This window comes from Collimonas sp. (genome assembly GCF_035566375.1).
GTDB lineage: Bacteria > Pseudomonadota > Gammaproteobacteria > Burkholderiales > Burkholderiaceae_D > Collimonas.
In genome coordinates this window covers 62,912-87,909 of record NZ_DATMRK010000002.1, presented here as the reverse complement: position 1 = coordinate 87,909, position 24,998 = coordinate 62,912, and the positions used below count along the sequence as shown (strand labels likewise).

Here is a 24,998-nt window from a genome sequence, read left to right as displayed (position 1 = left end):
AGGCGCAGGCGGAGCGCGTTAAGTTAAACTGGCACTAGCGTTATCAGGGTAAAGCGACGGTGCAGCGTCAAATTCGGTCTGTCGCGGAAGTTGGCACATGCGCAGCTGCAGCGTCTTGCTGGCCGAAATATGCGCGCGCATTGCTGACGTCGCGCGCAATCGCGGCAGTCAAGGTCGGCAAGTCGACATATTTCTCTTCGTCGCGCAGTTTTTGCAAAAACTCAACCCTTATCAATTTGCCGTAGCAATCGCCGGCAAAGTCGAGAATATAACTTTCCAGCAGCACCCGGCCGCTGTCGTCCACGGTAGGACGAATACCAATGCTGGCCACCGCCGGCAAAGGCTGTTCGGCCAGGCCATGTACTTTGACGGTAAAAATGCCAGACAAGGCCGGGAGCTTATGGTTAACCCGCAGGTTCAAGGTCGGGAAGCCGATAGTGCGGCCCAGTTTCTTGCCATGCACCACATGCCCAGAGATCGCATACGGATGGCCCAGCAATGCTCGCGCATGGCTGAAATCGCCGGCCGCCAGCGCGGCGCGCACCGCCGACGATGATACTCGCGCACCTTCATTCATGACCGTCGGCAGGGTTTCGACATGGAAGCCGTATTTCTTGCCAGCCTCGATCAGGGTGGCGATATTGCCGGCGCGGCGCGCGCCAAAGCAAAAATCTTCGCCGACCATCAGCCATTTCACGTGCAAGCCTTCAACCAGCACTTTCTCAATGAAATCCTGAGGCGACATGGCCGCAAAACTGGCGTTGAAGTGTTCGACAATCACGCGATCGATGCCGGCCTGCGACAGCGACTGCAGCTTGTCGCGCAGGTTGGCGACGCGGGTCGGCATATTGGCCGGTTGTCCGGCGCGTTGCGCGAAAAATTCACGCGGGTGCGGCTCGAACGTCATCACCGCAGCATCCAGCCCCAGTTCCGTGGCGGCCTTGCGGACGTGCGCGAGCAGCACCTGATGGCCGCGATGCACGCCATCGAAGTTGCCGATAGTGAGCGCGCAAGGGGCGCGCGATTCGGCGTTGGGAAGTCCGCGAAATACCTTCATTGAAGTGACCGGAATATTTATTGCAAAAACCTTGGATTATAAATGCTTTCGACGTTTTACCCTTGCCCAGAAGTCGAACGGCAGCGGATTGCGTGGTTTTTAATTGATAAAACAGCTATTTTATTGAAATTTGGATACTGATTGACGCATTGACGAATCATTGAAGAATAATAACGCCAAAAAAAATCGCCCCTGAGGGCGATTTGTCGTCAGACAATCAAACCTCGGCTAATTTAGCCCTGTTTGTTGCCGCCCAGCAGGCCGCCCAGCAAACCACCCAGATCCAGGCCGCCGGCAGGCGCGCTGGCGTTGCCTTGTGGTGTCAGTTTGTCTACCAGGCCAGGCAAGATCTCTGACAGATGACCGGCTGCTTCGCTCGGTGAAATCCCTGCCGCTTGCGCCAGTTCTTCCAGATGGCCGCCACCCAGCGCTTGTTGTACCTGATCCGGCGTAATCGCCTGATTCGCTCCGTTACCTATCCACGACTGCGCAACCTGGCCCAGGCCGGCGCCTTCGAACGCGCTGAGCAAGCCGCCCAGGCCGCCGGCAGCGCCGCCAGCGCCACCTTGTTTAGTCAGCAAACCAATTGCTGCCTGGATCAACAGGGCTTTCGGATCGTTCGCTTGCTGTTGGCCGCCACCGATTGCGCCAAGTACCGAATCCAGCAGTCCCATAATATTCTCCTGAGTAAATAATGCGTAATTAATGCGTAATAAAGCGTCAGCCATCAAGGCCAGTTGTTACTTCGTAGGCGAAGCGTTGAAAGGATTAATCTTACAACGCGGCAAGAGCTTTGAGTAGTTGCGAAACTGAAAACGATTGTGTCTTGAGAGCGTTTATCATTCTAGCCAGGGTTTTTATTTTTGCTTAGAACAAATTGTAGGATCGATAGAGGCACAGTAGAGCTTACCGGGCTTACATTTATTTCGGGCTTACATCTCGCCCCAAACCGCATTGATCGCTGCCAGCGCCGCCAAACCAGCGGTTTCGGTACGCAGAATCCTTGGCCCCATCGACAACATCAGCGCGCCCTGGCTACAGGCCAGATTTTCTTCCGCCTCTGTGAATCCGCCCTCGGGGCCGATCAACAGCGCCAATGCTTGCGGTGGATGATGGCGCGCCCAGTCCGACAGCGATTGCTCACCGCGTGGCGACAGCAGGACGCGCTTATGCAAATCCTGTTGCTGGGCCCAGTCGTTGAAAGGGCTGAGAGTGGCGAGGGTGGGCAGGCGGTTACGCCCGCTTTGTTCAGCAGCGGCGATGATCACCGCTTGCCAGTGGTTTTGTTTTTTCTCGGCGCGTTCGCTGCTGAGGCGCACTACGCAGCGCTGCGCCGCCAGCGGTTGAATCGCGGCGACGCCGAGTTCGACAGCTTTTTCGATGATCCAATCCAGTTTCGACGATTCCGGCAAAGCCTGGGCCAGCGTGATCGCATACGGCAGCTCGGCCTCGCGCGGTGAAAAGGTCTTGATCTCGACGTTGACGCGTTTTTTTTCGATGCTGCTGATGGTCGCGGTGTATTCGCCGCCTTCGCCGTTGAACAAGGTGATTGGCGCGGCCGGCCCTAGGCGCAGTACCAGCAGGTGATGGGCGACTGCTTCCGGCAAAACCAGCAACTGGCCGATTTCGAGCGGGGTGGAGACATAGAAACGAGGCATGGAATGAAAAAATCCTTAATCAATAAGTCATGCAGGCAGCAGTCAGCAAGCCCAAGCCAAGACTGACTGTACCAAGAAAGATGCCGGATGCGATTTTGTTTTCGGGAATATCTTCCAGCAGCGTCGGCAACAATAGCTTGACGATCAAGAAAGCCAGCAATTGCGCGATTAACGCGACCACTCCCCACACCAGCATATCCAGCAGGTTGACGCTATTCGAAATAGCGGAAGCCAGGGCCACGATATAACCCAGCAAAGCACCGGCCAGGCTGGCAGCGGCAGCGTGATTGCCGGCGCGGATCAAGGCTAGCTCGTGGTAGGGCGTGATAAAAATATAGATCACAAAAAACACTGCCACCAACAGTAGTGCTAAGCCGAAGTGGGATAAAAAGGCTGGCAGGCCGATGGGTAAAAAGCTCATAGGTCAGTGCTCCTGATAGCTGGGGGTGCTTGTGTCGTTCAAGGTTGCGGATTGATCGTCAGTCAACAAAATAATGCGGTACAAAGCGGCTGGTATCTTTGGTAATCAGCGATACATCTTCGCGGATGCCGATGCCGGCTGGAGCATCCCCTACCACCCACGAGCCGATGGAAGTGTAGGCCGGCGTAATGCCGTCGTCGAATTTCGGTTGCGGCGCGAAAGCCTGATAGATATAACCCTCGGCGCCGTATTGCCCTGGCTGATGGTGGACTTCGCCGCCGGCATAGATCGTGATGTTTTCGCCTTCGCGCGAGTACAGTGGCTTTTTGACGAAGTCGCCGCTGATACGCCAGGCATCGAAAAAGGCCGGTAACAGATTGGGGTGACCGGGAAACAATTCCCATAGCACCGGCAAAATGGCCTTGTTAGACAGCACCATTTTCCAGGCTGGTTCGATCAGGCGCAGCGGGCGCGCCAGCAGATGTTCTGCGAACGCTTCACGGCACAGCCATTCCCACGGATAGAGCTTGAACAGGTTGGCTATCTTCAGATCGAAGTCGTCGACAAATTCGGCATGCTGCTGGTCCCAGCCGATATTTTCTATCGCCAGCTGTTTGGTGGCGAAGCCGGCCTGGATCGCGGTATCGCGTAAATAGGACAGGTTGCCTTCGTCTTCTTCATGGCCGCCGATGCAGGCAAAGTGCAACAAGCCCTTGCTGCGATGGTCGCTGGCTAGTGTCTGCCATTGGGCGATCAGTTTTTCATGGATCGAGTTGAATTGATCGGCTTGCGGGAATACGTCTTGCAGCCAATACCACTGCGCTACGCTGGATTCGACCAGGCCGGTCGGGGTATCTGCGTTGTACTCCAGCATTTTGGGCGGATTATGACCGTCCCAGGACAGGTCGAAGCGTCCGTACAGGGAGAACTCTTTTTCGCGCCAGCTTTCTTCAACCAGCGCCCAGAACGGCTGCGGAATGGCGAACTGTTGCAGCCGTTCGTGCGCGATCACATGCTCGACCGCTTGCAAAGCCATCTGGTGCAATTCGCTGGTGGCGTCTTCGACCGCATCGATTTGCGCCGCAGTGAAGCGATAGGCATAGCGCTCATCCCAATACAGATCGTCAATCGAGTGATAGCTGAAGCCAAGCGATTCGAATTGCGCCTGCCAGTTGGCGCGCGGAGTCAGGTTTTCGCGGATCATATTTAACCGGCCCTAACCGCCGGCGGAAGAAATGTGGGCGCCGCCGAAACCGCCGCGCGACACGCTGCGGCCGACCGAATGATTGCTGCTTTCGGCGCCCGCCAGGCCAAAGCTGTTGCCGCCGCCGCGTGCGCTGCGCTGCGCGCTTTCGCGGGCGCCCTCGTCATAGCTAGGGCCGTAGTAGCGGCCATAGTAGCCGCTGTGGCCGCCGGAACTGGCGCCCGACGCCGGCTGGCAAAGCTCAGGACGCGCCCAGTCTTTCTTGCAATCTTCCTGGCTGGCGTATTCGTCGCGCGCTTGCCTGGGGCTGCAGCCGGCCAGTAGCGCCGACGCCGCCAGCACCAGCGGCACAGCGTGGCTCTTTCTGGCCGGCGGAGCGGCAGGTGCGGGGGGTTGCTTCAAAAGACCGGTGGGTGGCAAGACGCTCTCCAAATCAGGCAACGATGAATTTGCAACAACAAACTAAGCGCCCAGATTCTGCACGAAATTGGGTAAGGCGAATAGTGCCGAATGGACATTTTCGTTGTAGTACTGGAGTTCGCCCACAGCCCTATCCCCTAAGCGGCATGCTATCGCATGGCTATCCAGCCGCAGCGGATCGAGACTGTCGCTGGCAATCGCCATGCCCCACAGCGCGCCATATAGCGGCACATGCACGGTATAGGGATGGACCTGGCTGAACACGCTGTTGAGACGCTGGCGCAGCAACGCGAATCGTTGCGGATGGTGGAACGGGCTGCCCAGATGCATCACCAATGCGCCGCCCGGGTTGAGCAAGGCGCGGCAGGCTTGCAGGAATTCCGAGGTATAGCAATCGGCTGCCAGCGCGCTACCGTTCGCACCTTGCGGGTCGGTCAGGTCGAGCAAGATCAAATCGTAGAGCTGCTGCTGGTCAGTGGCGGCGTTGGCTGCTTCCTGTACGTAGGCAAAACCATCCTGGGCGACGTGGCGGACACGCGGGTCGTCCAGCGCGCCCTGATGGATTTGTTGCAGGTGCAGACGCGCCAGCTGGATCACCATCGGATCGAGTTCGCACAGCGTGATCTGTTCGATCGACGGATGCTTGAGCAGTTCTTCGCTGCTGCCGCCGTCGCCGCCGCCGATAATCAAGGCGCGGCGCGGGCCAGGGTGGCTGAGCGCAGCCGGATGGACCAGGCATTCATGGTAGAAAAATTCATCGCGCTCCGATGTCATGAAAACGCCGTCCAGCCGCATTACCTTGCCGAATTCCGCGGAATCAGCAATTTCTATGTGCTGGAACGGCGATTGCATTTGTGCCAGCGGCGGCGCCAACTGCGTGCCATAAGCGGTATGTGGCGTGAGCTGCTCCAGCGCCAAGGTCTGGTCGCTGGCGCCGCTGCCGCGCTGCAAGCGATGGGTCTGCCATCGGGCCGGTGCAAAGCTGCTGATCAGGGTATCCAGCAAAGCGCTGGCCTTGGCGCTGTTATCTTCCGTGAAATTGCATACATACACATCCAGAGTCACCGCCTGGCGTTCGGGCCAGGTATGGATCGCCAGATGCGATTCGGCCAGCAGCAAGGCGCAGGTAACGCCGGCAGGGCTGCCGTCGGCGCTCTGAAAGGGGTGGAATTTTTCGCCGACGATAGTCAAGCCTGAGCGCAGCGTTTGCTCCACCACAAACTGGCGCAATCTGACCGGATCGAGCAATAAGGCTGGGGGGCAGCGGCAGTCGTAACAGTCGGCCGTCAGATGTAAACCTTGCATGGTGAGATCAGTGCTGAAATTAATGCTGTTTATTGCGGGTAGATAAGTCGATATGAAAATCACAATAAAACCATGCGATTCAACTTCGATGCGCTTGCGTGCTGTATGCGATGCGGCAGCATTTTACTGCCCATTTGCCCCCGCAACACAGGACAGATAAGCGGATTTGAACCGGGATCGGCCGCATTTTGGTAAAATATCGGCCTTTGTGGGCTGTTCTGACGCTCTTCGCCCGCCAACCGCTTGTTAAAGCCGATCTTCAATTGATGTTCGACTGATTTTCAACTGATTCCTTAACCGTTGCCAACCGCTCCCACCATGACTTCCACACTCCCGACTACCAAGATGGCCAATGCAATCCGTGCGCTGGCAATGGACGCTGTACAAAAAGCTAATTCCGGCCATCCCGGCATGCCGATGGGCATGGCGGAAATTGCAGTCGCCTTGTGGGCCAAACATTACCGTCACAATCCAAGCAATCCGCATTGGTTCAATCGTGACCGGTTTGTATTGTCAAACGGTCATGGTTCGATGTTGCAATACGCCTTGCTGCACCTGACCGGCTACGATCTGCCGATGGACGAGTTGCGCAATTTCCGTCAGATGCATTCGAAGACGCCGGGCCATCCTGAAGTCGACGTCACGCCTGGCATAGAAACCACTACCGGCCCGCTGGGTCAGGGTTTGACCAACGCCGTCGGCATGGCTTTGGCGGAAAAACTGCTGGCAGCGGAATTCAACCGCTCCGGCTTCCCGGTGGTTGACCATCACACTTACACATTCGTCGGCGACGGCTGCCTGATGGAAGGCATTTCGCACGAGGCTTGCTCGCTGGCCGGCACACTGCGCCTGTCGAAACTGGTCGTGCTCTACGATGATAACGGTATCTCGATCGACGGCCATGTCGAAGGCTGGTTCAAGGACGATACCCCGAAGCGTTTCGAAGCCTACGGCTGGAACGTGATCCGCGCCGTCGACGGCCACAATGTGGAAGCCGTCAACGCTGCGATCCATCAAGCCAAATTGTCCGACAAGCCAACCCTGATCTGCTGCAAGACCGTGATCGGCAAGGGTTCGCCGAACCTGGCCGGTACCGACAAGGTGCACGGCGCCGCATTGGGCGACAAGGAAATCGCCGCTGCGCGCGAGGCCCTGGGTTGGAACTACGCACCGTTCGAAATCCCTGCCGACGTTTATGCCGCATGGGACGCTAAGCCGCAAGGCAAGCAATTCGAAGGCGACTGGAATGCACTGTTCGCCAGCTACGCTGCCGAATATCCGCAGTTAGCCAGCGAGTTCACCCGCCGCATGAAGGGCGAGCTGCCGGGCAATTTCGAAGAAACCGTGAGTGCATACATCGCCAGCTGCGTCGAAAAGAAGGAAACCATCGCTACCCGCAAAGCCAGCCAGAACGCGATCCAGGCACTGGCGCCGGTGCTGCCGGAATTCCTCGGCGGTTCGGCCGACCTGACCGGTTCCAACCTGACCAACTGGAAAGAAAGCGTGGCAGTACGCGCTGACCAGCCGGGCAACCATATCAATTACGGCGTGCGCGAATTCGGCATGAGCGCGATGATGAACGGTATCGCTCTGCATGGCGGCTACATCCCGTTCGGCGCGACTTTCCTGACTTTCTCCGATTACAGCCGAAACGCTTTGCGTATGGCGTCGCTGATGAAGATCCGTTCGATCTTCGTGTTCACCCATGACTCGATCGGCCTGGGCGAAGACGGCCCGACTCACCAATCGGTGGAACATGTATCGAGCCTGCGTTTGATTCCGCAACTGGATAACTGGCGTCCATGCGACACGGTTGAATCGGCGGTGGCGTGGCAACAAGCGGTGCAACGCAAGAACGGCCCAAGCACGCTGATTTTCTCGCGTCAGAATTTGCAATATCAGGAGCGCGACGCCGCGCAAATCGCTGACATCAAGCGCGGTGCTTATGTCTTGAAAGATGCGGCCGACGCCAAGGCGATCCTGATCGCTACCGGTTCTGAAGTGGAACTGGCGATGCAGGCTGCGGCAGCACTGGCGCAGGAAGGTATTGCGGTACGTGTGGTGTCGATGCCTTGCGCCGATGTTTTCGACCGCCAGGAATCGGCTTATAAAGCCAGCGTATTGCAGCGCGGTTTGCCGCGCGTGGCGATCGAAGCCGGCGTCACTGCGTTCTGGCACAAGTATGTCGGCCTGGAAGGCGCTGTGGTCGGCATCGATACATTCGGCGAATCGGCTCCGGCCGGTGTGTTGTTCAAACATTTCGGCTTCACTGTTGAAAACGTCGTCGCCAAGACCAAGTTGATACTGGCATGAACGTAAGAGAAGTAAAAAAAGCTAGAGGTCTCGACATCACCAATATCGTTGGCGATGTCGTCATCCGCCGCGCCACCGTGGCCGACGCCGGGGTGATTGCCGCAGTGCGCATCGATAGCTGGCGCGCCACTTATCGCGGGATTATTCCGGATGACTATCTGGATGGCATGAAGGTTGAAGACAGCACCGCCATCTGGAGCCGCATCCTGTCGGCGACGTCGAGTGCGGCCAATGTGTTTGTGGCTGAAGTCGACGGTGAAGTGCTGGGTTTTGCGGCCGGCATGACGCTTGCCGAAGCCAAGCTCGGTTACGATTCCGAGCTGACCGCGATTTATCTGGAGCCGTCGGTGCAGCGGGCCGGCATCGGCCGCCGTCTGGTCGCGCATGTGGCGGCAACGCTGGCCAGCGCCGGCGCCAATAACATGCTGGTGTGGGTGCTGGCGGAAAATCGCCAGGCGCGGCAGTTCTACGAGATGCTGGGGGCCGAACTGTTGGTTGAGCAGCCGTTCAGCTGGGATGGATTGGATTTGCAGGAAGCCGGCTACGGTTGGCGTACCATCAGGGTCAATTGAAGCGTTAGTATTTGTGATGCAATTGAAACGAATTTATTGTTAATACCTTAGGAGAAAACCATGACTATTCGCGTCGCCATCAATGGCTATGGCCGCATCGGCCGCAACATCCTTCGCGCCCATTACGAAGGCGGCAAAAAGCATGACATCGAGATCGTTGCCATCAACGACCTCGGCGACTCAAAAACCAATGCTCACCTGACCCAGTACGATACCGCCCACGGCAAGTTCCCTGGCAGCGTGACTGTCGACGGCGATTTCATCGTGGTCAATGGCGATCGCATCAAGGTATTGGCACAACGCAACCCGGCCGAATTGCCATGGGGTGAGTTGGGCGTTGACGTCGTGCTGGAGTGCACCGGCTTCTTCACCACCAAGGAAAAGGCTAGCGCCCATATCAAGGGCGGCGCCAAGAAAGTCATCATCTCCGCACCGGGCGGCAAAGACGTCGACGCTACCGTTGTTTTCGGCGTCAACCACGGCGTACTGAAAGCCAGCGATACCGTGATTTCCAACGCTTCTTGCACCACCAACTGCCTGGCGCCGCTGGTCAAGCCGTTGAACGACAAGATCGGTGTGTTGAACGGCCTGATGACTACCGTCCACTCCTACACCAACGACCAGGTGCTGACTGACGTTTATCACGAAGATCTGCGCCGCGCCCGTTCCGCCACCATGAGCATGATCCCGGCCAAGACCGGCGCTGCTGCGGCGGTCGGCCTGGTGTTGCCTGAACTGAACGGCAAGCTGGACGGTTTTGCGATTCGCGTGCCTACCATCAACGTCTCGCTGGTCGATTTGTCGTTCGTCGCTGCACGCGACACCACTGTTGATGAAGTCAATGCAATCATGAAAGATGCATCGGAAAACGGCGCATTGAAGGGTTTGCTGACTTACAACACTGAGCCACTGGTTTCGGTCGATTTCAACCACAATCCGGCTTCGTCGAACTTTGACTCGACGCTGACCAAGGTTTCCGGCCGTCTGGTAAAAGTGTCGAGCTGGTACGACAATGAGTGGGGTTTCTCGAACCGCATGCTGGACACTACGGTTGCACTGGTTAACGCCAAGTAATTCGCCAAGTAAATCAGTCATCGCTAGTAGAAACGCCCCGCTGTTCGGGGCGTTTTTTTATGGCTGTCATTTTCCAGGCTGCTTGCGCTCGGCTTCGGGCTGATCTGGTCTGGGGTATAGTGGGTTGGTGACGATTGATTCAACTCAATTGAGGGGCCGACATGACAAGCACTGAAGATAGCCAAGGCGATTTCGAAACGATTGCCCGTTCAACGGTACCTTCCGATCTGGAGATCATCAAGGCCTTGCTGGAGTCTGAGAGGATACCGGCGTTTATCGTCGATGGCGGCATCAACCAGGTGTATTCCCTGATTGCGGTGGCGACCGGCGGTGCGCGGCTGCAAGTGGCGTCCAGGCACGTCAAGGCCGCCAGGCAGATCCTGACGGCTTTCGAGGCCGGACAACTGACGCTGGACGACGACGTTGATGTCGCTGACGAAGAGCCCGATCCAGCCCCGGATAAACGCAGAGGCCGTGCTTTTGGCGCTGCTATATTGGTGTTTCTGGGCGGCGGCTAAAGCTTTAGTCCTTATGCGTTGGCGACTCTGAAAGTTTCGGCCCACAACTGCTTCACCACCGAGATTTCGGCGGCTATGCGGGTCGCTGTCACGCGTGCTCTTTCTTCCCCCTGCAAGCGGCCTTGATGCTGCAGTTTACGGAAAGTCCGGTAAGCGTCAGCCACCGCGTTGGCCAATACGGCATCAATCAAGCCCAGTTCCCCGCATAGTTTCAACAAGGCGATATTGCCGATATCCGCGGTCAGCTGCGGATAGGCGGCGGCATGTCGCAAGATCAGGAATTGCACCAGGAATTCGATGTCGATCATGCCGCCGGCATCGTGCTTGAGATCGAAACGATCGCTGCGGCTCGGGTGGGCGTCGCGCATTTTCTGGCGCATATCCAGCACTTCGCTTTGCAGCTGTTGCGCATCGCGCACCTGGCGCAGTACTTCTACTCGCAGGGTTTCGAAGCGTTCGCCGATGGCGGCGTCGCCGGCGCAGAAACGGGCCCGGGTCAGAGCCTGGTGCTCCCATAACCAGGCCGATTTGCGCTGGTATTTTTCGAATTTTCCGAACGACGACACCAGCAGGCCGCTGGCGCCATCGGGGCGCAACGCAATGTCGATATCGAACAAAATGCCGGCCGGCGTATGGCTGGTCATCCATGTAATGAAACGCTGCGCCAGCTTGGCGTAGAGGGCGGGGCCGTCCTGGTCGTCATCCTCATACAGGAACACCACGTCCAGGTCGGAGACATAACCGAGTTCCTTGCCGCCCAGTTTGCCGTAGGCGATGACGGTGAACAGCGGTGTCTCGCGATGCCGGCCCGGCATCACGTTCCAGATGGCTTGTACCGTGGCGGCTACCAGGATGTCGGCCAGAATTGACAGATGATCGGCCAGCGCCTCAACGCTAAGCATGCCTTCCAGATCCTGCGCCAACAGGCGGAATTGCTGCGCATGGTGCATTTCGCGCAGCATATCCATCTGCCGTTCGGTGTCGCCGGGAGCAGTCTCCAGCTGACGCCGGCATTCCTGCGCAAACACCGGCCAGTCCGGCGCCGCGTTCAGGCTGCGCGGATCCAGCAGTTCGTCCAGCAGGATAGGGTGCTGGGTCAGGTATTTGGCGGCCCAGTCGCTGGCGCTGATCATGCGGATCACGCGGTGCAGGGTAGCAGGATATTCGGTCAGCAGCGCCAGATAGGCGGCACGACGCGCAATCGCCTCCAGAAAATCCAGCAAACGGCTGAGAGTAGGCAGGTGGCGCTCGGGTTCGGGAATAGCGGCAACCGCCGGCAGCGCGGCATTGACCAGTGCCAGCAGGCGCGCGCGGCTGGCTACCGGCAGGTTTTGCACCCGCGTCGATTGCCAGGTGGTGGCCAGCCGTTGCGCCGCCGCCGAGGCATCGGAGAAGCCGCAATGGGTCAATACCAGGGCAATTGTTTCGCGGCTGTCGGTTTCGCTTAGCGTATGCAGCACATTGTCGCAGTCGTCCCAGTCCTTCTGGCTGGGGCTGCCATGCTGCTTGTCCTTGAAGATATCGTCGAACTGGTCGTCGACCAGGGTGCGATGCTGGTCAAGCACTTGCATCAATGAGGGCACGTCGGCAAAACCCATGGTCTGGGCGATGATCAGGCAATCCGCCTGGTTGGTGGGGAAAGTATGGGTTTGCGCATCGTCCAGGTATTGCAGCCGGTGTTCCAGGTTGCGCAGGAAATCATAGGCTGCCAGCAGTTTATCGACTACCTCGGCGTCCAGCAGGTTTTTAGCAGCCAGGGTGCGCAGCGTGGCGCGGGTGGAGCGATCCCGCAGATCGCCATCGCGGCCGCCGCGAATCAGTTGGAACACCTGCGCCAGGAACTCGATTTCACGGATCCCGCCGCGCCCCAGCTTGACGTTGTTGCTGCGCTCCGGATGCAGCGCTTCCAGGCGTTTTACTTCTGTGCGGATTTGCGCATGCATGGAGCGCATGGCGTCGATCGAGCCGTAATCGAGGTAACGCCGGAATACGAACGGCCGGCTGATGTTTTCCAAAGTGGCGATATCTTCCGGGCGGCCGGTCAGGGCGCGGGCTTTGCACCAGGCATAACGCTCCCATTCCCGGCCTTGGGTCACCAGATAGGTCTCGACCATATTAAAGCTGGCGACCAGCGGCCCTGAAGCGCCATTCGGCCGTAGCGCCATGTCGACCCGGAAGGTGAAGCCGTCTTCGGTGATCTCAGACAGCGCGCCGATCAGCTTTTTGCCGAGCCGGGTAAAGAACTCATGATTCGACAGGGAGCGTTGGTCGGCGTTGGTGGTTTTGGTATCGCCATCTTCCGCATACGTGAAAATCAGATCGATGTCGGAAGAAACATTGAGTTCGCAACCGCCCAGCTTGCCCATGCCCAATACCAGCAATTCCTGCGGCTGGCCCGATTCTTCGCCCTGCGGCGTACCGTGCAGCGCGACCATGTCGGCAGTCAGCGCAGCCAAGTGGGTTTGCACCGCAAATTCGGCGAAAGCGGTGACTGCGCTCACCACTTCATCCAGATCGGCCAGCCCGCGCAAATCGCGTTCTATCAGGGTGCACACCAGCAGGTTGCGCAGGCGGCGCATGGCGCGCGGCAAGGGCATGCCGGAATCTGTTTCTTTTTGTAACAGTTGACTAAGCAGCATCGGGCCGACGGTTAATCTTGTCATCGGCTTGGCCAACTCTGCGATTTGTCCGGCGCGCCCGGCTTCGGCATTGACCCAGCGTGAGAAATAGCGCGAGGCAGCGGTACTGCTTAATAAGGATGGAGTCACAGGGATAGGGTCACGGGTTTAAAGGATAATTGGCGCAAAATTCAAAGAAAATGGGAAGCTCGACAGGAAGCTTAATCACGGCCTTTTTGTTTTTTTAGCTAAGCACATGCTGATCCATGCGAACATATGGTCTGGCAGCTAGTCGAACATCAACAGCTTGCCAATCTGGAATCGATCAGATGCAGCCGATTTATTTTACTTCCTATCCCTGGTCAGTTGGGGACAGAGCGCAGAGTAACTCGCCGCACGTTTGGTTTGGCGGCTCCTGAATTCTGTTTCACAATGATTAATTTTACCCATTCTGATTGATGTTGGAAGAACAAGCAAAAATTCCGCCGCCGGCTAGCAAACTTGCCATCTGCTGGCGCGCCGGAATTGCCACTTACAAACACCTCAACCTGGTTACCCATCACCTGCTGGGCGCCTTGCTGACGCTGTTGATCGTGGCGTATTTCCTGTTTTGCGGACTATTCCTGGGTTTGCGCTATGTGGTGTTGCCGAATGTCGGCTACTACAAGGCAGAGATTGAGCAAATCGTTAGCAAAGAGGTAGGCAACCCGATTTCGATAGGCGCGATCCAGGCGTCCTGGCATGGCTTGCAGCCGCACCTGGTACTGGGTAACGTGGTGGTTCACGACAAAGGCGGCAAGCCAGCGCTGACTTTACCGCAGGTGGCGGCCACTATTTCCTGGCGTTCGGCGCTGGTGGGCGGCGTCAGGCTGGCCACGCTGGAGATTGACAAGCCTGATCTGCAAGTCGAGCGCGATCCTCAGGGCAATCTGTTTGTCGCCGGCATTCTGGTCAATTCCAAGCAGGAAAATGACGGCGCTGGCGCCGAGTGGCTGCTGTCTCAGCACAAGGTGGTGATTCGTGACGGCCAGTTGCGTTGGCGCGACGATCTGCGCAAAGCGCCTGAGCTGACCCTGACCAATATCGATCTGGTGCTGCAGAATCGCTGGCGCCGCCACCAATTGTCGGTGCGGGCGACGCCGCCGGCGTCATTTGCCGCGCCGCTGGACGTGCGAGCGGATTTCGTCCATCCGGTATTTGCCCGCAAGAAGGCCGATATCAAGCGCTGGATCGGCACCCTCTATGCCAATTTGCAAGATACCGATCTGGCGGTGTGGAAGCCGTACTTCGACTATCCCTTTGAAGTCAATCAAGGCAAGGGCGCGGTGCAAGCCTGGCTCGATCTGGATCATGCCAAGGTGCGTAACTTTACCGCCGATCTGCAACTGAACGGTCTGGCCGTACGCTTGCGGCCCGACTTGCAGCCACTGGCATTAGAGAACGTCAGCGGGCGTATATCTGCGCATGAAGAACTGGGGCCGGCGCCAGAAGATGGCGCGCCGACCTTCGGTGCTCACGGCCATGCCGTCACGTTTACCAATTTTTCCCTGAAAACGGCTGACGGCTTGAGTTTGCCGCGGACTACCATCAGCGAATCCTATCTGCCTGCGCAGGGCAAGCAGGCGGAAAAATTTAGTTTGCAGGCCGAGCAGCTCGATTTGCAGACACTGGCCAGCTTCGTCCAGCGCTTGCCCCTGAGCGCGGCACAGATCAAGATGATCAGCGATTTCGCGCCACGCGGCCAACTGCACGATTTTGCCGCGCAATGGCAGGGCGCTTATCCGGCGATTGTGTCGTACAGCGCAAAAGGCCGCTTCGAGGGCTTAAGCGTCAATGCCCGAGCGCCACGCGCAGCGCAGCCGAAGACGGCTAGCCAGCCGGCGCAAGCGGCGGTGCCGGGGATTCCTGGGATCGATAATCTGAGCGGCAGCATCAACGCCAACCAGGACGGCGGCAGCTTGAACCTGGCATCGGAAAAAATGCAGCTGGATTTGCCCGGTTTCTTCGAAATCCCACTGCTGCCTTTCGATAAGCTCGATATGAAGGCGCGTTGGAGTTTCCAGCAAAAGAAGGTGCTGTTGCAAATCGATAGCATGAATTTTGTTCAGGACGGTCTGGCCGGCACCTTGTCCGGCAGCCACCTTATACCCTTGCAAGAGCGTCACGGCGCCGCGTTGGGAGTGGTGGACCTGACCGCCAGCATCAGCGAATTCGACCTGAAAAAGATCGGCAGCTATCTGCCGATACACACCCCGGAGCATTTACGCAACTGGCTGGTCGGCGCGCTTAAGGACGGCAAGGCAAAAGATGTCGCGATCAGGATCAAGGGCGATCTGGCTGATTTCCCGTTCCGCACGGACGCAGCCAACGCCAAGCCTAAGGGCGAATTCAGCGTCGCCGGGAAAATTGAAAATGGCACGCTGGAATACGAGCCTGGCCATTTCGGCGTGGATGGAAAACAGCCCTTGTGGCCCTTGCTGGAAAAAATAGACGGCACCTTTGCATTGGATCGCACGCGTTTGCAGATCAAGGCCGCTACTGCGCAGACTTCGGCGGTGACGGTAAGCGATGTCACCGCGACGGTGCCTGAACTGGGATCGCATGATGAGATGCTGCTGATCGACGGCAGCGCCGCCGGCGCTTTGCAGAATTTCGTGCAGTTCACCAACAATAGTCCGGTGCTGCACTGGATCGACGGTTTTACCAGTGAGTCGCAAGCCAAAGGCAACGCCAAGTTGCAATTGAATCTGCAAATACCTTTGTCCCACGGCATCGATAGCAAGGTTACCGGCGTGCTGCAGTTCCTCAACAATGACGTCGTTTTGCAAAAAATCATCCCGCCTATCGCCAACGCCACCGGCCAGCTTGAATTCAACGAAAAGGGCTTCAATCTGAATGGCGTCAAAGGCAGTTTACTGGGCGGACCGGTGCAAGCCAGCGGCGGCACCCAGGCTGATCATCAGACCCTGATCAAGATTGAAGGCAACGCCAGCATTGATGGTTTGCGTGCACTTTATCCAGGCGTAGCGATGCAAAAGCTGTTGTCGCACGCCAGCGGCGGCAGTCGTTATAACGCTACTATTGCAATCCGCGAGCACCATCCTGAGTTAGTGGTCGAATCCAGCTTGCAGGGCATGGGCCTGGATTTTCCGGAGCCCTTGCGCAAGAGCGTGAGCGAAACCATGCCGCTCAAATTCGAATGGCTGGGCATGGCTTCCGACGATGCCGCGGTAGCGCGCGACGAGCTTAAGCTGGCCTTGGGATCGGCTATCGTAGCTCGTTATCAGCGGCAGAAACCGCTCAACAAGAGTGTTGCCGAAAATGGCAAAGCGGCTGACTGGAAAATACTGCGCGGCGGCATCGGCATCAATACGCCGGCGCCTGAGCCGGATAGCGGCGTTGCGGTCAATCTGAACGCCAAGACATTGAATCTCGACGCCTGGAACAATCTGGCCGGCGCATTGAGCGAGGATAGCGCTGCTAAAGCCGGTGACGAATCGTCTTTGTCCGGCCTGGCGCAATATGCCGAGCCGAATCTGGTATCGGTCCGGGCCAGCCAGCTGATCCTGCTCGGCAAGACGCTGGATAACGTGGTGCTGGGCGCTTCGCATCAGAAAAACGCCTGGCAGGTCAATATCGATTCCAAGCAAGCTTCGGGTTACGTGACTTGGAACGCATCGCCGTCGGGCCACGGCCTTGGCAAAGTCACCGCACGTTTGTCGTCGCTGACTATTCCGCAAGGCGGTGAGTCGGATGTAGGCGAGGTGCTGGAAGGCAAGGGCGGCTCTACCCAGATTCCGGCGCTGGACATTATCGCCGAGGATTTCCAGTTGCTCGGCAAGAAGCTGGGACGGCTTGAGCTGAGCGCCAGCAACGTGCGCGCCAATGTCGGCAACGAATGGCGGATCCAGAAATTATCGATCAAGAATTCCGATGCAGAATTGAAGGCCGAGGGTAAATGGACCACAGTCAACGGTGACAACACCACCAGCCTGACTTACGCCATGGATATCGCCGATGCCGGAAAACTTCTGGACCGCTTCGGTTTTGCGCATGTGTTGCGGGCCGCCAAAGGACGCATGGATGGCGAGGTCAGCTGGAAGGGCTTGCCGTTCACCATGGATATTCCGTCGCTATCCGGCCAGCTCAACCTGGATATGGCGGCAGGCCAGTTCCTGAAAGTCGATCCGGGCGCCGCCAAGTTGCTTGGGGTCTTGAGTTTGCAATCGTTACCACGCCGCCTGACCCTGGATTTCCGCGATATTTTTTCTGAGGGTTTCGCCTTCGATAGCGTGGTCGGCACCGCTTCTATTGCGCAAGGCAAGGCGCGTACTGATAATTTCAAGATGCGCAGCGTGAATGCTACGGTGTTGATGGATGGCGTCGCCGATATCGCCCGCGAGACGCAAGACCTGCATGTGGCGGTGCTGCCGGAAATCAATGCCGGCACCGCCTCGGTGGTGGCGCTGGCGATCAATCCGGTAATCGGCATCGGCACCTTCCTGGCGCAACTGTTCTTGCGCGATCCGCTGATGAGAGCTTTCACCTTTGAATATAATATTACCGGCGGCTGGACCGATCCGGTGGTGACCAAACTCGATCACAAGAGCGACGTGCCGGCGGCGAATACGCCTGGTCTGTCATACGGCCGCTGAATTTATCACCTGAGTTGTCACCCCCGTTATTGCCCGATTCATCACCCCAGTTATCGCCTCGGCGCAGGAGTTCAGAACCATGAGTCAAGCACCCAGCTCAACCAGTTTCAACGTCGCCGCGATTCAAATGGTGTCGACGCCGGTGCTGGAAGAAAATTTCAATACGGCGCGGCGTCTTGTCGCCGAGGCCGCCGGGCAAGGCGCGCAACTGGTGTTGCTGCCTGAATACTGGCCAATCATGGGCATGCAGGACACCGACAAGCTGACCTGCGCCGAAATCCTGGGCGAGGGGCCGATCCAGACCTTCATGGCGCAACTGGCAAGGGAACACGGTATCTGGTTGATCGGCGGCACCCTGCCGATGATCGCCGACGAGGTCGGCAAAGTGCTCAACACCACCCTGGTCTACGATCCCGACGGCCAGCAAGTGAGCCGCTACGACAAGATCCATCTGTTTAGTTTCAGCAATGGCGACGAGTCCTACGACGAGGCACGCACCATCGTCTACGGCAAGGACACCGGCAGTTTCGCGGCACCGTTCGGCAAGGTCGGTTTATCGGTCTGTTACGATCTGCGCTTTCCAGAGTTGTACCGGGCGCTGGGCGACTGCGCCCTGATCGTGGTGCCGGCGGCGTTTACCTACACTACCGGCAAGGCGCATTGGGAAATTTTGCTGCGCGCACGCGCCATTGAAAACCAATGTTACGTGTTGGCCGCGGCGCAAGGCGGTAAACATCCGAATGGCCGCCGTACCTGGGGCCATAGCATGCTGATCGATCCCTGGGGCGAAATTAAGTCGGTGCAGGCGGAAGGCGAAGGCCTTGTCAGCGGCAGCATCGACCCCCATGTCCTTAAGGGAGTACGGGCCAGTTTGCCGGCGTTGCTGCACCGCAAATTATAAATTTGTTGGTAGTTGAATATTGTTGCTGACAATAAATTTATAGTCACTTTCATAGGGAAGACCGGAGACGGGCGCTCCCAGTCTGACCCACCAATGCACGATACTCAGGCGGATGCTCTACAATCCGCATTACACCATTGCAAAGCCGAAATACCATGAAACCATTTGAACCAAACCTAAGCACTTTAGCCATCGCGCGCGATATCCTGTTGACTCCGTTCGGCCTGGACGAATCGAGCTTGCTAAAAGCGCTAGGGACCATGTTCACGCACAAGGTCGATTACGCCGATCTGTACTTCCAGTTCACCAAGAGCGAAGGCTGGAGCCTGGAAGAAGGTATCGTCAAGACCGGCAGTTTCTCCATCGACCAGGGGGTCGGCGTGCGCGCCATCTCCGGCGACAAGACTGCGTTTTCGTATTCCGATGAAATTTCCGAGAGCGCCTTGCACGATGCGGCGCTGGCAACCCGCACCATTGCGCGTCAGGGCGCCGGCAAGATCAAGATTGCCGCCGGCATGCAACAGAACGGTGGTCGCTCGCTGTATCTGCCGCACGATCCGTTGGTCTCGCTGGACGCCACTGAAAAAGTCAAACTGCTGGAACGGGTGGAGCGCTTGGCGCGCGCCAAGGATCCGCGTGTGGTGCAAGTGATGGCCGGCCTGGCCGGAGAATACGATGTGGTGCTGGTGGCGCGCAGCGACGGCGTGATTGCGGCCGATATCCGGCCGCTGGTGCGCTTGTCGGTGACAGTCATCGTCGAACAAAACGGTCGCCGCGAAACCGGCAGCAGCGGTGGCGGCGGCCGTTATAGCTACGGCTATTTCAGCGATGCCTTGCTGGAGCAATACGCCGCCGATGCAGTTGCCTCGGCGCTGGTGAACCTGGATGCACGGCCAGCCCCGGCCGGCCCGATGACCGTGGTGCTTGGGCCTGGCTGGCCAGGCATCCTGCTGCATGAAGCGATCGGCCATGGCCTGGAAGGCGATTTCAACCGCAAGGGCTCCAGCACATTTTCCGGCCGTATCGGCGAACGCGTGGCAGCCAAGGGTGTCACCGTGGTGGATGACGGCACCATTGCCGATCGCCGCGGCTCGCTCAACATCGACGATGAAGGTAATCCTAGTCAATGCACCACGCTGATCGAGGATGGCATCCTGAAGGGTTATATCCAGGACACCATGAATGCGCGCCTGATGAAGATGCCGGTGACCGGCAATGCACGGCGCGAATCGTTTGCCCATCTGCCGATGCCGCGCATGACCAACACCTATATGCTGGCCGGCGACAAAGACCCGGCTGAGATTCTGGCGTCGGTAAAGAACGGTTTGTATGCAGTCAATTTCGGCGGCGGCCAGGTCGATATCACCAACGGCAAATTCGTGTTTTCGGCGAGCGAAGCCTATATGATCGAAAACGGCAAGGTTACCTATCCGGTCAAGGGCGCAACCTTGATCGGCAACGGTCCAGACGTCCTGCACCGGGTCTCCATGATCGGCAATGACATGCAGCTCGATCCCGGTGTCGGCGTGTGCGGAAAAGAAGGCCAGAGCGTGCCGGTCGGCGTCGGCCAGCCTACTTTGCGCATCGATGGCGTGACTGTCGGCGGCACGGCTTAAGGGTAGGGCTTAAAGGTAAGGGATTGAAGCATGGCGCAAGCAACCATGATGGAATGGCGCTGGCTGCCATTCCAGGATTTGAGTACCGTGCAATTGTATGCGGCGATGCAATTGCGGCAGCGCGTGTTCGTACTGGAGCAAACCTGCGTATTCCAAGATGCCGACGGCATCGATCTGCACTCCTGGCACGGCTTCGGTTATTTGCCGGATGGCGAGCTGGGCGCATATGCGCGTATCGTACCGCCCGGTAAGGCGTTTGATTTGCCGTCGATAGGACGGGTCGTGACCGCCCCCGAGGTACGTGGCAAAAGCGGCGGCAATGAGCTGATGCAACAGGCGATGGCGCAAACCGCCAGATTATTTCCCGGGCATAGCGTCAAGATCGGTGCGCAGGCGCATCTACAACGCTTTTATGGCCGCTTCGGTTTCGAGCCGGTCGGCGAGTTGTACGATGAAGACGGCATTTCACATATTCATATGATTGCGCCGCCTGCGCTGTAGTCCCTCACGAGGGCACAGGCCTGATTGGCGCCATTGCTTCAATTTTCTTTTGCAATAAATCTGCGGCAGCAATCAACTCGGCAAGCAATTGATTACTCACTTCTAGATGGCCTTCATATTGGGAGGTCATCGACAGAGCCTGTCAAAAAAATCTTGGGTTGTTCCAGTACGCGCAACACAAAGGCATTGTCCTCTGCTTGCTTACGTCGCAGCTCCTGCATGGAATAAATCGAGGGATTCACAGGTCGACCCAATCTCGCTTCACTGGCGCTTAATAAGTTGTACAAATCAGCGTAGGTCAAATCGTCGCTGATGATAAATAGGTCGATGTCGCTTTTTGCTGTATCGTTGCCTTTGGCAATTGAGCCATAAATGAAGGCCGTGTGAATCTTATCGGATAGCGGCAATAGTGCAGCACGCAAAATATCAGACAGGCCAGCCGTCTTCAGCATAATGCCACGCAGCTCCTCAAAAATCGGCGCCTCACGGTTGGCTTGATAGTGTTTCTGGTTCCCAATTTTTTTGGTCGTGACCAATCCTGATGCGGTCAGCTTTTCCAATTCGCGCTGCACAACGCCGATTCCTGAATCGACAAAACGTACAATCTCGTTTGTATAAAAGCTGCGGTCTGCATTGACGAACAGCAGCCCGAGTACCCGTTGCTGTACTTTGGAGAAAAGTGCATCCGCCAGTCCGATTGAAATAATACCCATAAAAGGAATATTGATTCCCTATGTGGGTATTGTAAAGTTGTTTTTATACTCTGACTCCCCTTCTGGTTTTTAATTTTCCCGATCATCATCGTGTAAAAACCGGGTTATCCTGCTCAGGCAAATTGATAGCTGTCTTTTACCAGGATGCTGAATGAGCCAGAGCTTGCGAGTGATTGCCGAACGATATGATGTCGACGACCGCATCTTAAAAGTCAATGATCAATGATGAATGCGCAGCGCTCAATACCGATTGAAACAGCAACCGAAAGGAAAATGATGTCAAACGTTACGTCGCCCCAGCAAATAGCCGCATCACTGACAGAACACTGGTCGCCGCGCGTGGTCGCCGAGGTAGACGATTCTTATGTCAAGGTCGCCAAGGTCAAAGGCTCTCTGGCCTGGCATAGCCACGAACATGAAGATGAATTGTTTCTGGTCCTCAAAGGCCATCTGCGCATCGAAATGGAAGATGGCGCAGTCGAGTTGGGCGAGGGCGAAATGTTTGTCGTTCCCAAAGGCGTACGGCATAACCCGGTAGCGGAGCAGGAGTGCCACCTGATGCTGATCGAACGTAAATCGACCTTGCATACCGGCGATGTCGTGAGCGAAAAAACGCGTTCGCTGGCCGAGCAATTGCGCCCGCTGTGATGCAAGGCTTACTGGCTTGAAGCAGCCAGGTTTTTCTGTGCTTTCCAGCACGCATAGTCTTGCGGCAGACAGACCGCACAAGGCCGATAACCGGCGGCTTGCGCATCGGCCCGGTTGAGAAAAAACACGCGATTCTTTACATAGCCGCCTTTGGCGATTGCCTGTAGCGCTGCACGGCAATCCAGGCGGCCGTAGATGCGGCTGCGGCGGTGGCCGCCCAGTTGACCCGGGCGGTCGCTGTCATAACTGCCGCCGTCGGCGCCGATGAGCCGCCATTGTTTGCTGACGGTATTCATCTTTTGCTCATTTTCTCTGTTCCCGTTCGAGCAACGCCTGCTTACGCTCCACTCCCCATCGATAACCCGAAGCGCTGCCGTCGCTGCGTATCACGCGATGGCAGGGAATCGCCACCGCCAGGCTATTCGCAGCGCAGGCTTGGGCTACGGCGCGCACTGCCTTGGGCGAGCCGATACGGGTGGCGATTTCAGCGTAGCTGGTGGTGCTGCCGGCCGGTATGTCGCGCAGCGCCTGCCAGACGCGCTGCTGGAACGCCGTGCCGCGCACATCGAGCGGCAAATCCAGGCCCAGGGCAGGGGCTTCGATGAAACCGACCACTTGCGCCACCAGTTGTTCGAAGTCGTGATCGGCGCCGATCAGGTGGGCGCGCGGGAATTGATCCTGCAAGTCGTGCGCCAGCGCGTTCGGATCGTCACCCAGCAGAATGGCGCAGACGCCGCGCTCGCTTTGCGCCACCAGGATCGCGCCTAGCGAGCATTCACCAATCGCAAAACGGATATCGGTGTTGGCGCCGCCGGCGCGATAGTCAGTCGGCGTCATGCCTAGTACCTGGCCCGAGGCTTCATAGAAACGGCTGTTGGAATTAAAGCCGGCGTCGTAGATCGCCTCAGTCACTGAATTACTGTGGTTGAGATGGTCGCGCACTTTCCGGGCGCGATGGGCGTTGGCATAGGCCTTGGGCGTCAACCCGGTGACAGCTTTGAACACGCGGTGGAAATGAAACAAGCTGAGGCCGGCGTCGGCCGCCAGCATTTCCAGGCTGGGTAGTTCTAGTGCGCTTTCGATGCTGCGGCAGGCGGCGGCCACCAGTTCAGCATGATGGGCCGCCACCGAGGTTTGATCGGCGCCGCGTTTGCTGGGCCGGTAGCCGGCTGCTTCTGCCGCTGCCGGAGTATCGAAGAACTCGACGTTTTCCGGGCGCGGCAGGCGTGTCGGGCTGCTCGGGCGGCAATATACGCCGGTGGTTTTGACGGCATAGACAAACAGTTTGTCGGCAGTTGCGTCTCTTGCCTGCACTGCGGCCCAGCGCGGGTCGGATTCCGCAACTTGCTTACCGGTTTGCTGCTGTTGTGTGAGTGTTCGCATAGTGGCTTCCTGACTTTCAATTGAATGTTGTAGCCTTACTTTATTGCTTCGCCCGGCTAGCAACACTCCGAGTCTTGCTATCAAATTCAAATAACTTGCTTAATTCTTTGGTAAGCGCCACAAATACCAGGCGGCTACGGTGCGATAAGGGCTCCAGCTTAGGCCGATTTCGCTGATCTGTTTTTTGCTTGGCGTCTGTTGCAGGTTTTTCAGGCGTCGATAGCCTTCGCGCACGCCGAAATCGTCGGCCGGCAAAATGTCCGATCGTTCCAATGTGTAGATCAGCAGCATCTCGACAGTCCAGCGGCCGACGCCGCGCAGGCTGACCAGTCGCTCGATGAGTGCTTCGTCGCTGATTGTCAGTGCTTCGGCGCGCCGTGGAACAATACCGTCCAAGGCTGCTTGTGCGATGCCGTGGATGGTCGCGATTTTGCTGGCAGAGAAGCCGCAGCCACGCAAGATATCGACTGGCGTATCCAGTAGTTGCTGCGCGCTCGGAAAGCTAGCGTGGTGAAACAGGGCCAGCATGCGGGCCAGGATGGCGTCGCCGGCGCGAGCGTGCAACTGCTGATAAGCAATCGCGCGTACCAATGCCTCATATGGCTCACGCGCCGCTTTGGAGGCATGGCGACAGGGGCCGATGTGGGCAATGTGGCGCGCCCAGTCGGGATCCAGCGCCGACAAGAATTTTTCAGCGTTACGGTATGCGTTTTCCGATATGTCCGCTGCGATCGTGGTTGGGTCCGGCATGGTTGCAACTAACATCAAGCGGCCTTGCGGAAAGTGAGATTGATTCTTTGCCTGCCAAGCAGAGGATGTTCGGCTTCCTTCAGCGCCAGCACGCCGTGATAACGCAGCCGGTCCGCTCCACCCCAGACCACGACGTCGCCGTGAAACAGCGGCACGCGTAGCGCCTTGTCGCCACGTTGATGGCCGCCGAACAGAAACATCGCAGGAATACCTAGCGAGACGGAAACAATCGGCGCGGCGTAGTCTTGCTCATCCTTATCCTGATGCAGCGACAGTTTGGTGCCTGGCTGATAGCGGTTGATCAGGCAAGCGTCAGGTGTGAAACCGTCGAAACCGGCTTGCGCTGCTGCGGCCTGCGCCAGCTGTAAAAAAATCTCGGGCATGGCCGGCCAGTTGCGGCCGTGCTCTGGATCGACGGCGCTGTAGCGATAACCGCGGCGGTCGCTGGTCCAGCCGAGGGCGCCGCAATTGGTCAAGGCTACCGACATGCGAAAACCGCCCGGCGTCAGCATGTGCCGGAACGGCGATGCCTGCTGGATAGCTGCCAGCGCCGGCAGCAGTTGCGCGACATACGGGGTGGCGAAGCCACGCAATACAAAGGCGTTTTGTGTCAATTGCTGCTGGCGCTGATCGGGTTGCTCCAGCTCTTCAAACAAATCTAAAGTCATGCG

22 protein-coding genes are annotated in these 24,998 nt (G+C 57.6%); 9 read left to right on the top strand and 13 right to left on the bottom strand.

What is annotated here, in order from left to right; translation table 11 throughout:
* Positions 1-67: 67 nt before the first annotated feature.
* The 7 genes from VNZ60_RS00580 to speE form a co-directional block, all read right to left on the bottom strand.
* Complete coding sequence (locus VNZ60_RS00580; protein ID WP_325656143.1) at positions 68-1,057, bottom strand: bifunctional riboflavin kinase/FAD synthetase; 990 nt, start codon at positions 1,055-1,057, stop codon at positions 68-70.
* A 233-nt stretch (positions 1,058-1,290) separates the two neighbouring features.
* On the bottom strand, positions 1,291-1,731 hold the full coding sequence (locus VNZ60_RS00575; RefSeq protein ID WP_325656141.1) for a YidB family protein: 441 nt from the start codon (positions 1,729-1,731) through the stop codon (positions 1,291-1,293).
* Between the two features lie 258 nt (positions 1,732-1,989).
* Positions 1,990-2,715: a 16S rRNA (uracil(1498)-N(3))-methyltransferase gene (locus tag VNZ60_RS00570; protein WP_325656139.1), complete on the bottom strand. Its 726-nt coding sequence runs from the start codon at positions 2,713-2,715 to the stop codon at positions 1,990-1,992.
* A gap of 19 nt (positions 2,716-2,734) precedes the next feature.
* Positions 2,735-3,136 carry a DUF350 domain-containing protein gene (locus VNZ60_RS00565; protein WP_325656137.1) on the bottom strand — a complete coding sequence of 134 codons (402 nt, stop codon included), beginning with the start codon at positions 3,134-3,136 and terminating at the stop codon, positions 2,735-2,737.
* Between the two features lie 58 nt (positions 3,137-3,194).
* Entirely contained in the window at positions 3,195-4,340 is a 1,146-nt protein-coding gene (locus VNZ60_RS00560) for a glutathionylspermidine synthase family protein (protein ID WP_325656135.1), read from the bottom strand.
* Positions 4,341-4,352: 12 nt separating this feature from the next.
* The gene (locus VNZ60_RS00555) at positions 4,353-4,760 is read right to left on the bottom strand and encodes a hypothetical protein (RefSeq protein ID WP_325656133.1); all 408 of its coding nucleotides are present in this window, start codon (positions 4,758-4,760) and stop codon (positions 4,353-4,355) included.
* Positions 4,761-4,802: 42 nt separating this feature from the next.
* Complete coding sequence (gene speE, locus VNZ60_RS00550; protein WP_325656131.1) at positions 4,803-6,065, bottom strand: polyamine aminopropyltransferase; 1,263 nt, start codon at positions 6,063-6,065, stop codon at positions 4,803-4,805.
* A 318-nt stretch (positions 6,066-6,383) separates the two neighbouring features.
* Between speE and tkt the strand changes: the two genes are divergently transcribed.
* The 4 genes from tkt (at position 6,384) to VNZ60_RS00530 (ending at position 10,542) form a co-directional block, all read left to right on the top strand.
* Entirely contained in the window at positions 6,384-8,378 is a 1,995-nt protein-coding gene (gene tkt / locus VNZ60_RS00545) for a transketolase (protein WP_325656129.1), read from the top strand.
* Positions 8,375-8,950, top strand: coding sequence for a GNAT family N-acetyltransferase (locus VNZ60_RS00540; RefSeq protein ID WP_325656127.1), 576 nt, complete (start codon positions 8,375-8,377; stop codon positions 8,948-8,950). Before tkt ends, VNZ60_RS00540 begins: the two co-directional genes overlap by 4 nt.
* A gap of 60 nt (positions 8,951-9,010) precedes the next feature.
* On the top strand, positions 9,011-10,024 hold the full coding sequence (gene gap, locus VNZ60_RS00535; RefSeq protein WP_325656125.1) for a type I glyceraldehyde-3-phosphate dehydrogenase: 1,014 nt from the start codon (positions 9,011-9,013) through the stop codon (positions 10,022-10,024).
* A 161-nt stretch (positions 10,025-10,185) separates the two neighbouring features.
* Positions 10,186-10,542, top strand: a complete 357-nt coding sequence (locus tag VNZ60_RS00530) for a putative signal transducing protein (protein WP_325656123.1) — start codon at positions 10,186-10,188, stop codon at positions 10,540-10,542.
* Positions 10,543-10,553: 11 nt separating this feature from the next.
* On the opposite strand, the gene glnE is transcribed toward VNZ60_RS00530, so the two are convergent.
* Entirely contained in the window at positions 10,554-13,310 is a 2,757-nt protein-coding gene (glnE, locus tag VNZ60_RS00525) for a bifunctional [glutamate--ammonia ligase]-adenylyl-L-tyrosine phosphorylase/[glutamate--ammonia-ligase] adenylyltransferase (protein ID WP_325656121.1), read from the bottom strand.
* 308 nt (positions 13,311-13,618) lie between these two features.
* Here glnE and VNZ60_RS00520 point away from each other — a divergent pair, with 308 nt between their 5' ends.
* The 4 genes from VNZ60_RS00520 to VNZ60_RS00505 all read left to right on the top strand — a co-directional run bounded on the left by VNZ60_RS00520 (position 13,619) and on the right by VNZ60_RS00505 (position 20,833).
* On the top strand, positions 13,619-17,815 hold the full coding sequence (locus VNZ60_RS00520) for a YhdP family protein (RefSeq protein WP_325656119.1): 4,197 nt from the start codon (positions 13,619-13,621) through the stop codon (positions 17,813-17,815).
* A 79-nt stretch (positions 17,816-17,894) separates the two neighbouring features.
* Complete coding sequence (locus VNZ60_RS00515) at positions 17,895-18,716, top strand: carbon-nitrogen hydrolase family protein (protein ID WP_325656117.1); 822 nt, start codon at positions 17,895-17,897, stop codon at positions 18,714-18,716.
* 155 nt (positions 18,717-18,871) lie between these two features.
* On the top strand, positions 18,872-20,332 hold the full coding sequence (gene tldD / locus VNZ60_RS00510; RefSeq protein WP_325656115.1) for a metalloprotease TldD: 1,461 nt from the start codon (positions 18,872-18,874) through the stop codon (positions 20,330-20,332).
* Positions 20,333-20,362: 30 nt separating this feature from the next.
* Positions 20,363-20,833, top strand: coding sequence for a GNAT family N-acetyltransferase (locus VNZ60_RS00505; protein ID WP_325656113.1), 471 nt, complete (start codon positions 20,363-20,365; stop codon positions 20,831-20,833).
* 113 nt (positions 20,834-20,946) lie between these two features.
* Here VNZ60_RS00505 and VNZ60_RS00500 read toward each other — a convergent pair whose 3' ends face one another.
* Complete coding sequence (locus tag VNZ60_RS00500) at positions 20,947-21,546, bottom strand: nucleotidyltransferase domain-containing protein (protein ID WP_325656111.1); 600 nt, start codon at positions 21,544-21,546, stop codon at positions 20,947-20,949.
* 273 nt (positions 21,547-21,819) lie between these two features.
* Here VNZ60_RS00500 and VNZ60_RS00495 point away from each other — a divergent pair, with 273 nt between their 5' ends.
* Positions 21,820-22,194, top strand: a complete 375-nt coding sequence (locus VNZ60_RS00495; RefSeq protein WP_414648744.1) for a cupin domain-containing protein — start codon at positions 21,820-21,822, stop codon at positions 22,192-22,194.
* Positions 22,195-22,202: 8 nt separating this feature from the next.
* Here VNZ60_RS00495 and VNZ60_RS00490 read toward each other — a convergent pair whose 3' ends face one another.
* The 4 genes from VNZ60_RS00490 to alkB all read right to left on the bottom strand — a co-directional run bounded on the left by VNZ60_RS00490 (position 22,203) and on the right by alkB (position 24,995).
* The gene (locus VNZ60_RS00490; protein ID WP_325656109.1) at positions 22,203-22,490 is read right to left on the bottom strand and encodes an Ada metal-binding domain-containing protein; all 288 of its coding nucleotides are present in this window, start codon (positions 22,488-22,490) and stop codon (positions 22,203-22,205) included.
* A 7-nt stretch (positions 22,491-22,497) separates the two neighbouring features.
* On the bottom strand, positions 22,498-23,577 hold the full coding sequence (ada, locus tag VNZ60_RS00485; protein WP_325656107.1) for a bifunctional DNA-binding transcriptional regulator/O6-methylguanine-DNA methyltransferase Ada: 1,080 nt from the start codon (positions 23,575-23,577) through the stop codon (positions 22,498-22,500).
* Between the two features lie 99 nt (positions 23,578-23,676).
* A complete protein-coding gene (locus VNZ60_RS00480; RefSeq protein WP_325656105.1) occupies positions 23,677-24,342 on the bottom strand; it encodes a DNA-3-methyladenine glycosylase family protein in 666 nt (221 codons plus the stop codon).
* The gene (gene alkB / locus VNZ60_RS00475; RefSeq protein WP_325656103.1) at positions 24,342-24,995 is read right to left on the bottom strand and encodes a DNA oxidative demethylase AlkB; all 654 of its coding nucleotides are present in this window, start codon (positions 24,993-24,995) and stop codon (positions 24,342-24,344) included. The genes VNZ60_RS00480 and alkB overlap by 1 nt, the downstream gene beginning before the upstream one ends.
* Positions 24,996-24,998: the final 3 nt, after the last annotated feature.